We start from the raw sequence: 8,280 nt of genomic DNA on the forward strand, positions 1-8,280 counted from the left end.
TCAAAATTGGTAGTATAGACTTAAATTAAAAAATGAACGTGCTTTTTGTTTCGATTCAGAAACATTTTTGCCTAATGTTGAAACCTGTAATCCGCTTTCGATCAGATAATTGCTCCGATTATAACCCAGCAAAAAATTCATATTATACGAGATCATATCGAAGCTGCTCGCATCACGGGTAATTCTATAGCTTAGCTCCCGGTTTGATGGATGGGAATCGAAAGCCATCGGATTCTCAGGCCGGTCGCGCCTCACAATATATTCTTCCAGGTAATGAAGTGTGCCACCTACTACTTCAATACCCGGCTCAAAGGAAATAAAATCATTCTTACTGAATAAACTTCCGAGATTTAATGCTTTTGAAGCACTGAAGGACATGAATAAATCACGCTGAGTACCAAAGGCATAATAGGTATTCAACCCGGTTTTAAAAATTTTCAGGTCGTAAACCAATGATGCACTTAGTGTATTTTCATTTGCAGCACCCAAAAGCGGAGAGTTCCTGGCAAAAAAAGAACGGCTATACCCAAGCGCAGCATTGAAATTTTTTGAAATATCAACTTCAAATCCAGTTGACAGATCAAACTCGGATATGGCCGGGCCACCTGCATTGGTTAGTTTATATGAACCAACAGAAAAATAAAGACCACTCTTTAATCGAAGAGAAGCATTGGTAAGAACATAAGGTAATTTTTGCTCAGCAGTTTGTCCGTAATAATTGGCATTATTACCATAAATTCCGGCAAGGGTAAGAGTGGTCTGCCTTGCACCTTCTTCTGTGGAATCCCGCTGGGCATATGAATTTCCTGCAAAAAGCAACAAAGCTGCCAATGAAATGGTCCCTTTCTTCATATGAAATAAACTGAAACTCTACTAATGAATACCGCCAAATCCTTTCTTTGGCACCCTCATTGGAGGTCTTCTTATGGGTACACGGTCAGTTACTGCCTTAGGCTTCAATTTTGGTATTGAACGGGGTACTTCCTTAATACCTGATTTCTCACGAATTCGTTGATTTTCAGCATTAATTTCCTGTATTCGCCTGATATCTTCCGGCCGCTTATCTCCCGGTTCATTTTCCCGGGGTTTGTTTCCACCCGGTCTGTTTCCCCCTTGCCGGTTATCTGCAGCCGGATGATCCTGTTCCTTTCTATCGCCTGTCCTTTTTATCGGAATAGTATCCTGAAAAATCATCGGCAACCCTTCCACAGTAATCAATCTTACTGCTTTATCCACAATTTTCCCCTCCCCGGCATATAGTACAGACGGCAGCATCCCACAAAAGGCAAACAGGGTAATTGTAAGATAAACAGCTATTAATTTCATTTCCTGTAAAAATAACGAAAGTTTGCCTCATAATGAGGCAAACGATCATTCAATATAAAGGCAATATATATGATGGAAGCCTTAAAAGATCCGAACTCCGTTATTTACGCGGATATTTGTTCGGATATTTGGCTGGCTGATTTTCGTTCCTGCACCCATTCTTGCTCCAGTACCAGTTCTTGTTCTAAACCCTGTTCCTGCTGTACCACCGGCATCAATACTTGTGCCCCTTCCACTGGAATTACAATCACCTCCCTGTCTGCGCTCTTTGCCTTTTACTCCTTCTGCAGGCCTTTGCCCTGTTCTCTGACCCTCAGCACCCATTGTTTGAGTTCCGGCCCCTCTTCCAGAACCTGACTGACCACCTCTACGCATGCCTCCACCTGTCTGGGAATACGCAGAGAAGCTTAATAGAAATACGATAAAAAATAAAATATATGTTCTCATGACTCTCAATTTTAGTGCGATTGTAAATAATACCTAAAGATTGGCAGCCAAGATGAAGACAAGATGAAATTTTAAAAAAATTTATCTGAGTGAATTAATATATGCTGCTATTTTCAAACCATCTTCCTTTTTAACCTGCGGCATTGGTGGCATAGGGGTTGGATATTCGGGCCAGTTCTCAGGCTGAGGATTATGAATAAGCTGCAAAATTTTTTCGGGACTGTATTTTCGCTTAGCAATATCCTTAAATGAAGGGCCAACCAGTTTTCTATCGGGATTATGGCATGATAAACAGGTATAAGAGGCCATCATCGATTTCAGATCATTGAACGTAGGCACCTTTTCGGATTGCTCAGGCTTTGTAGCTGACTTTTCATTAGAACCTGTCGATTTTTGCGGAACTCCGGTACTTTGTGTAGCCTTTTCAGGGATCAAAGCCGAATTTTTCGTGCTCAATTCAGAAATCGATAATTTTGGACCTTCCGGGATATTGTTCAGGGTATAATAGGCTGTGGGATGTACAAGTGAATAATAATTCTCCTTTTCACGGATTCCATCAAGCTTGATCGTATGAATATAATACCTGCGAAGATTATCCACTACAATCCTTGCTTTTAATCCGTCGGCAGAAAGTTTTACCCCTTTAATATTCAGGGTTTGGGTATTTACCGGCGGACTACCATAAACCGGCTGATATTTATAAATATAACTTTCAACCGAATAGGAGGCCAGATCTTCCGCTGATTTGGGATCAGCGGGTTGGGTAAATTCAATCTCAAATCCATCAGGCATCGCCCTTACCGCCTTCATTTCAAATGGCATTTTATTGTTCCAAACCAGTCGCTCCAAACCTTCATTCGCTTCGCCGGCAGAACCCCAGCCCCTGTTTGTTTCACCAATAAATAAAGACCCGTCCCTTGCCCATGACATTCGCATCACCCCTGATCTGAACCCGGTTTTAAACACAAAGGATGCACCCTGATACTCTCCGTTAACCTTTTCCATAAAGACCCGCGATAACATACTCATGCCCTGATCACCAACCAGAATCTGACCTTCATAAGGCCCAAAATGTCCTTTTGGAATAGTGATTGGCTCGGAAGTTGAAATTCCCAGAATCCCGTAAGGAAGCCAGACAGCAGGCAATCGCAGTTCAGAAAACTCCTCTTTCATATCAAAAAGAGTCTTAAAATTCTCGTTGACAATATTTTCGGGCTTTATGTAACGGCCCTTGTCATTCTTCGTTTTACGTGGATCAATTTTCGAATTGAACTGAGATTCTGTCAATTTAACAGGAGATTCAGGTCTGCCGGTCCAGGCTAAACCTGCCGGGTGTCCCATAAAATCACCTTTCTCAATTTTCCATAAAGCTCCTGAACCCATCCAGTCACCCTGGTTATCAGTATAGAAGAGTTCATTGTCCAAAAATCCCAGACCTGCCGGGGAGCGCATTCCGGTAGCCCAGGGTTGCATCTTACCATCTTCCGTGATACGCATTGCCCATCCTCTCCAGGGCACACGGCTTTCACCTCTCCACCATTCCTCACTGCCAAAAGCTACGTTCCCTGTCACAAAAAATGAACCGTCGGGAGCGATCTTTGGTCCGAAACTATATTCATGATAATGACCGGATAGCGGCCAGGAATAGACGGTTTCATACACATCCGCCTTCCCATCCAGATTCGTATCCAGCAGTTTAGTTAGTTCACCTCTTTGGGCACAGTATAGTGCGCCATCCTTATAAGCCAGGCCCAGAACCTCATGCATACCCGAAGCAAATTTTCTGAAATATGGTCTGCTGCTTGTCGGATTCTCAACAATAAAAATATCCCCGCGACGGGTTGAAATTCCCAGATCACCATTTGGCAGGCTTACGAGCCCGCCGACTTCCAGGATAATCCCTTCTGGGGTAGCAACCTTCATAATTTTAAAGAAATCTTCCTCTTTAGGAGTTTCCTGTGCCCTGGCAGAAATACTGCATCCAAGCATTGAAATGAAAAGAACTGAATGATATATATATTTTAGATGTTTCATATCGGGATCAGAATAAAATTGAATAGCTTAAACTCTTAACTGCAGCGATAATTAGTTCCTTTCGTCCATTTTGATCTCGGATAATGGCCTTTGAACCGCCACTTTCATCCAAACGCAGGAAATAGGATTGATCATCTATCAGATAAAGGCCCTGGGATACTTCGGTAATATTGGCCGCCTCAGCCAGGCGGAAATACAGACCGGCCGGATTGTCTGAAAGAGTAATCTGTCGGGTAATTCCCTGTCCCTTTTCGAGCAATTTAATTGCATCATTAACCGAAATACCATAAATAATATATTTAAAGGTTGGCCTGCCTTCTGCATCCAGCGCATAGCCTTTGGGGCGGTATCCAGTACCTGCAGTATCACTGATCCAGGCAGATTGCCTGTTTGATAGTTTTGACAGTGATTGTGCGGGTTTACCAAAGCGCTGCACCATTCCCAATGGTCTTGAAGACCCGTCGCCACGATCATGCCACATTGGTGTAGCATTTAAAAATCCACCTCTCCAGACCTGAATAATTGCCGAATTATCCATATCATAAGTATAATGAACCTTCTCAGGGCTTCCAACAGATACCGCATGTACTACTCTCGGAGATCCCGGCAGATCCATAAAACTTCTTAAAATATAATTCTCTGAGGGCTCAATATGAATCGGATCTACAGAATTTCCATTTGCCTGAACTGCCTCTGCCGGCCTTGCATTCTCAAACCTGCTGATCTTAATATTGCGAAATGCTACAGCACCATGATCACCCTGAATGCGCAATGGCCCGGATGCCGTCTCCCCATCAGCGATTGCTCCGCGTGTTGGTCCGGATAATTCAACATGATCATGAATGATTACCCCATTCAGTTCAACCTTCAGCATCACTGCATTGGCCGTCTTTTTTCCATTTGAATCAAAGCGTGGTGCCTGAAAAGAAATCTTTAGTTTCTGCCACAGGCCAGGTGCGCGACTTGCATTTTGCCTGGGAGCATAACCCATATAACCTTTCTGCCCATCGGGTTTTGAATCATCCCAGCGCTCATAGATCCCTCCATTACTGCCCGATCTGATCGCGGTTGCACCCCAGGTATCAATGAGCTGAATCTCATACCGACCCTGAAGGTAAATCCCTGAATTTGATTCTGAAGCCATCAGATATTCAAGCTCCAGATCGATATCACCGAAATCCATAAGGCTGTACAAATCTTCTCCTTTCTGCTTGCTGTTGGGAAGATTAAGCAAAACTCCGGTTCCTTTTGTAAAATAAAGGGTATTGGCTTTATTCAGATCTGCCTGAACACTACCTACAATCTGCCATGTTTTGGACGATTTCTTAAAGAAGGTAAGATCATTCATGCCTGGCTGAATTACCGACTGTCCGTAAAGCGTTTTTGAAAAACCAATACAGAGTAATATTGCGAGAGTTTTATACAATGTGTTTGAATATTTGAACGTGAAAATCATTTTCTAATTCTATTTAACCGCGAAAGATAATAATGAAATATTAAATTGGGATTATTTGCTTAATTTTTTTCATAGAGGACGCTATGCAATAAAAGCAGAATCAATAAAAGTATCTAAAATTTAAAAGGCTAAATACGATATTTAAGCATTGAAACACTTAAAATCAGGGTTTGAAAGATAAGTTTACAGCCAACAGTGCCTCCCTTAATTTGGGCAGGGAAGACGGACCCATTCCGTGAAATTTTAAAATTTCTGCTTCGCGATATTCTGAAAGCTGTTTCAAAATTTTTATCCCATTACTCTCCAATGCTCTTTTAGCAGGTGCTCCAAGGGAATCAGGAAACCCATCAATGCTTTTTGAGTTCTTTTTTCCCTTCGACTTCATTTTATCAAGGTTCTCCTGCACCCTGAATTTTACAATCTTACTGATCAGATCATACGGGATTTCTCCGTCCATGGGAAACTGAATTGAGCCCTTTCCGCTTTCATAAACCGAGAGTTCCTGTTTAAAGACTGAGATCCCTGATGGTGCCGGATAAAATCCGATATGATTTTTAAATGCCCCAAAATGAACCAGGTTGCCATTTAAAACGATAGTAGGGAGCTGATACTTAATTGCCTCCTTTGCCTCTGGTGCTGCCTTCATTATTACCATCCTGACCTTTTGCAAAAGCTCCTGAACCTCTAAGGGATATAGTGAAATATATTCATCTATAGTTTCGGGTTTATGGTTAGAAGTTGTCATAGGAATTGGTAATTCGTAATTCGTAATTAATTATCTTTTATTTCAAGCAATTCAACAGAGAAGGCTTCTTTTATGGTGCGGATAGTCTTTCCCTGGGCATCACTCAATACCTTGACAAAACATGCCCCATAGTATAAAATAATAGAGGAATAAAATACAAAGAGCAGGATAAGAACCATTGAACCGGATGCACCATAAATGGTGCCTATATTACTTTGGATAAGAAGATAACCCAATATCCATTTACCCAGATTAAATAGGATTGCGGTAAATAGTGCTCCTCCAAAGGCAATATTCCACCTTGGCCTTCCAATGGTAAGAAATCTGAATAATACTGTAAACCAAATACTTACTGCTGATACAAAAATAATATCATTGATCAGGTAGTAAAAAAAACTTTTGTCTACGCCTAGAATACCGCCCATATAATTTCCTAAAAACACCTGAATGCCTTCCAAAAATAATGCGGCTAAAAACAAAAAACCGGCAAGAAATATAATAATTAGTGAACGAAGCCGATACCTGATAGTAAAAAAGATACCTGATTTCGGACGGATACGAATATCCCAGATCTGCTCCAGAGAGTTCTTAATCACATCAAAAAGTGTGGTGGCAACAAACATCAGAAACAAGAAGCCAAACACAGTGACATACCAGCTTTGATTCAAACCGCTGACTGCCTCCAAAACCCCCTCTACCTGACGGGCACTTCCTTTGCCCACAATATGGCCTAATCGGTTGATCAGCTCTGAACTCAGAACACCGGGATCAACCCAGAGCCTGAAAAATTGTGTGAAAATAATGATTATTGGGGGCAGGGCAAAAGTTGTAAAAAAGGCAGTTGCTGCCGCCATCCGAAGCGGATCATTCAGTCTGAGAAGACTGATGGAACTTTTCATTTGTGAGAATAGTGCTGCAACCTTTTCAGCGAAACTCTGACCTTTTTGAATTTTCTTTGCCAAGCTATAAAGATAGCAAAATTGAAGTTATACGTTGTACGTTATTAGGTTGTACGCTCTGCAACTTTGTAAATTGGAATATTAGTAATCAAAGGATCAATTCATTTCAAATGAATAAGGATCTTATCTCAATACTTTGTACTCAATACTAAATACTAATTCCCAACCATCTTCAAAAGCATTTCCGGCTCATTGGTCGTAATAAAATCAATTTTCTGATCCAGAAACCATTGCAGTAATTTTGGATCATTTACTGTCCAGGCATTAATTGTCAATCCTTTTGCCTTTGCCTGTTCAATCCATTCCGGATTTTTCTGAAACACGCTCTGGTTATAATCCAGTCCCCATAATTTATCTGCAGCAAGCAAGTCGGGCGCTTTATCTCCATTCAGGTAAGCCACTCTTGCATAGGGATCCAAACGCTTCAGCTCCAGACAAATATTATAATCAAAGCTGATATAATCGATCCATGCCTCAGCCTTCATTGATCTGACCAGTTCATAAACCTTACGTGCACTTTGAATAGCACGTTCTTTATTGATGGTTGGCTTTAATTCAAGCACCAGTTTAGTTGAATTTTGTTTTATCCCTTCTTTCAGATATTCTTCCAAACCCGGCATATTTTCTCCATTCGAAAGCTGGAGCTGTTTCAATTCAGCAAAGGTCGTACTATGAATAACTTTACCCTTAAAAGAGGGATCATGGTTAACTATAAGGACCGAATCCAGGGTCATATGTACATCAAACTCAGATCCCTGACAACCCAGACGTACCGCATGCTGCAATGCGGAGATTGAATTTTCGGATGCACCAGTATTTTTCCAGGCCCCGCGGTGTGCAATCACTCTGTTTCTGTGAAAATCGTCCTTTACTAATCTGAATGTTTCTTCAACTTTACCCGATCCTGTTTGGGCCTCAATAGTCAGATCATACCATTTTGTGTCAGATTTAATGTGTTTTTTCCGGATAGAAAGCTTGTTAGCTTTTAGCGTAAATCGTTTGGCATTATCGCCTTTAAGTTTGATCCTCGCATCAGATCCTTTTAAACTGACTGTACCTATAATACTATTTTCACTGGAAAATGTATGATTACTCAGATAAATTATTGGCTTATCCTGAGCAGATAATATGCTGGTCATGGCAAACATTAGTAGAATTAATGCAGAGAAACTGAGGTTTTTTAACATGATTGAGTATTGAGTATTGAGTATTGAGTATTGAGTATTGAGTATTGAGTATTGAGTATTGAGTATTGAGTATTTTGTATTGAGTATTGAGTAATATATTATATTTATAATTAAAAATATTTAGTT

The 8,280-nt window shown here is 40.9% G+C and carries 8 protein-coding genes; all 8 read right to left on the minus strand.

Going from position 1 to position 8,280, the window contains the following annotated elements; genetic code table 11:
- The 8 genes from Q8S11_RS14775 to Q8S11_RS14810 all read right to left on the minus strand — a co-directional run bounded on the left by Q8S11_RS14775 (nt 1) and on the right by Q8S11_RS14810 (nt 8,154).
- On the minus strand, nt 1-852 hold the full coding sequence (locus Q8S11_RS14775) for a hypothetical protein (protein WP_305662893.1): 852 nt from the start codon (nt 850-852) through the stop codon (nt 1-3).
- Between the two features lie 21 nt (nt 853-873).
- On the minus strand, nt 874-1,326 hold the full coding sequence (locus tag Q8S11_RS14780; protein WP_305662894.1) for a hypothetical protein: 453 nt from the start codon (nt 1,324-1,326) through the stop codon (nt 874-876).
- A gap of 81 nt (nt 1,327-1,407) precedes the next feature.
- The gene (locus tag Q8S11_RS14785) at nt 1,408-1,773 is read right to left on the minus strand and encodes a hypothetical protein (RefSeq protein WP_305662895.1); all 366 of its coding nucleotides are present in this window, start codon (nt 1,771-1,773) and stop codon (nt 1,408-1,410) included.
- Between the two features lie 81 nt (nt 1,774-1,854).
- Nucleotides 1,855-3,807, minus strand: a complete 1,953-nt coding sequence (locus Q8S11_RS14790; protein WP_305662896.1) for a c-type cytochrome — start codon at nt 3,805-3,807, stop codon at nt 1,855-1,857.
- A 7-nt stretch (nt 3,808-3,814) separates the two neighbouring features.
- Nucleotides 3,815-5,263, minus strand: coding sequence for a DUF1080 domain-containing protein (locus Q8S11_RS14795; protein WP_305662897.1), 1,449 nt, complete (start codon nt 5,261-5,263; stop codon nt 3,815-3,817).
- Between the two features lie 163 nt (nt 5,264-5,426).
- Complete coding sequence (locus Q8S11_RS14800; protein WP_305662898.1) at nt 5,427-6,008, minus strand: DUF1801 domain-containing protein; 582 nt, start codon at nt 6,006-6,008, stop codon at nt 5,427-5,429.
- A gap of 26 nt (nt 6,009-6,034) precedes the next feature.
- Nucleotides 6,035-6,970 (minus strand): YihY/virulence factor BrkB family protein, encoded by a 936-nt coding sequence (locus Q8S11_RS14805; RefSeq protein ID WP_305662899.1) that lies wholly within the window; start codon nt 6,968-6,970, stop codon nt 6,035-6,037.
- A 152-nt stretch (nt 6,971-7,122) separates the two neighbouring features.
- Entirely contained in the window at nt 7,123-8,154 is a 1,032-nt protein-coding gene (locus tag Q8S11_RS14810; RefSeq protein WP_305662900.1) for a glycerophosphodiester phosphodiesterase family protein, read from the minus strand.
- Nucleotides 8,155-8,280 lie beyond the last annotated feature (126 nt).

Origin of the sequence: Daejeonella sp., assembly GCF_030695525.1 — a bacterium.
GTDB lineage: Bacteria > Bacteroidota > Bacteroidia > Sphingobacteriales > Sphingobacteriaceae > Daejeonella.

Coding starts and splice junctions, on each gene's coding strand:
- Q8S11_RS14775 (WP_305662893.1), bottom strand. CDS start 852: ATGAAGAAAGGGACCATTTCATTGGCAGCTTTGTTGCTTTTTGCAGGA.
- Q8S11_RS14780 (WP_305662894.1), bottom strand. CDS start 1,326: ATGAAATTAATAGCTGTTTATCTTACAATTACCCTGTTTGCCTTTTGT.
- Q8S11_RS14785 (WP_305662895.1), bottom strand. CDS start 1,773: ATGAGAACATATATTTTATTTTTTATCGTATTTCTATTAAGCTTCTCT.
- Q8S11_RS14790 (WP_305662896.1), bottom strand. CDS start 3,807: ATGAAACATCTAAAATATATATATCATTCAGTTCTTTTCATTTCAATG.
- Q8S11_RS14795 (WP_305662897.1), bottom strand. CDS start 5,263: ATGATTTTCACGTTCAAATATTCAAACACATTGTATAAAACTCTCGCA.
- Q8S11_RS14800 (WP_305662898.1), bottom strand. CDS start 6,008: ATGACAACTTCTAACCATAAACCCGAAACTATAGATGAATATATTTCA.
- Q8S11_RS14810 (WP_305662900.1), bottom strand. CDS start 8,154: ATGTTAAAAAACCTCAGTTTCTCTGCATTAATTCTACTAATGTTTGCC.